General features: G+C 65.4%; 1 protein-coding gene. It reads left to right on the forward strand.

All coding sequences use genetic code 11. The features are described 5' to 3' along the window. Window positions 1-234 precede the first annotated feature (234 nt). On the forward strand, window positions 235-1,104 hold the full coding sequence (locus AQJ27_RS51430) for an IS5 family transposase (protein ID WP_079065983.1): 870 nt from the start codon (window positions 235-237) through the stop codon (window positions 1,102-1,104). The last annotated feature ends 23 nt before the right edge of the window (window positions 1,105-1,127 follow it).

Raw genomic sequence — 1,127 nt, forward strand, 5'->3', positions numbered from 1 at the left:
GAGGTCGTTTTCATCTGATTTGGCTGTTTATGTACTGATTCTCAGAGGGCGGAGTGGCGGTGCGGAAGAGGCAGCAGGTGTGGCTGGGGCTGCTGGGCCTGAAGGGGGGACAGGTGGGGCGGGGTGCTGCTCGTTCCTGTCTCATTCCAGGATGTCCGGCTTTCAGGGCTGCGTGCTTCCGTCGTCATCGCTGTGCGCCTGGGCGCACTCGGTCCGCGGCGATACATCACGAGCATGGCGAAGCGGCGTCCGTATCCGAGTGATCTCTCCGATGCCCGCTGGGAGTTGATCGAGCCCGTGCTCTCGGCCTGGCGCTTCGAGCGCCGCGGTAGGGCCCTGGACTTCGGCCGGCCGCCCGAGCACGACCTGCGCGACATCATGGACGCGATCTTGTACGTGGACCGGACCGGCGTTCAGTGGCGTTACCTCCCGCACGATTTTCCACACTGGAACACGGTCTACGGCTACTTCGCCAAGTGGGCGGACGAGGGCGTGTTCGCGCAGCTCAATGGCTTGCTCCGGCAGCTCCTGCGGGAGAAGGAGGGGCGGGATGCCGAGCCGTCGGCCTGTGTGATTGACGCCCAGAGCGTCAAGACCTCCACCAGCGTCCCCGCCGCCGGCCAGGGCATCGACGCCGGGAAGAAGATCGTGGGCAGGAAGCGGAACATCGTCACCGACACCATCGGGCTCCTGCTTGCCGTGTTGGTCACCGCGGCGAGTGTGCAGGACTCCGTCGCCGGCACCAGACTCCTGGACCAGGTCGCGGCCGAACACCCCGGCATCCGCAAGGTGTGGGTCGACGGCGGCTACCGTCAGCACCTCGTCGAGCACGCGGCCACCCTAGGCATTGACATGGAAATCACTCAACGCAAGCCCGGGACCAGGGGATTCGCCCCGATCCCGAAACGCTGGGCAGTCGAGCGGACCTACGGCTGGCCCATACTCCACCGCCGACTGGCCCGCGACTACGAGACCCTGCCCGTCCGCTCCGAAGCCATGATCCACATCGCCATGACCGACCTCATGGCCCGCCGCCTTACCAGCGAGAACGCCATCTCCTGGCGCGACCCGACACCACAGACCAAACAGCAGATTCTGGGATGAAACAACGGGAGAAAACGACCTCT

Source organism: Streptomyces olivochromogenes (assembly GCF_001514115.1).
Lineage (GTDB): Bacteria > Actinomycetota > Actinomycetes > Streptomycetales > Streptomycetaceae > Streptomyces > Streptomyces olivochromogenes.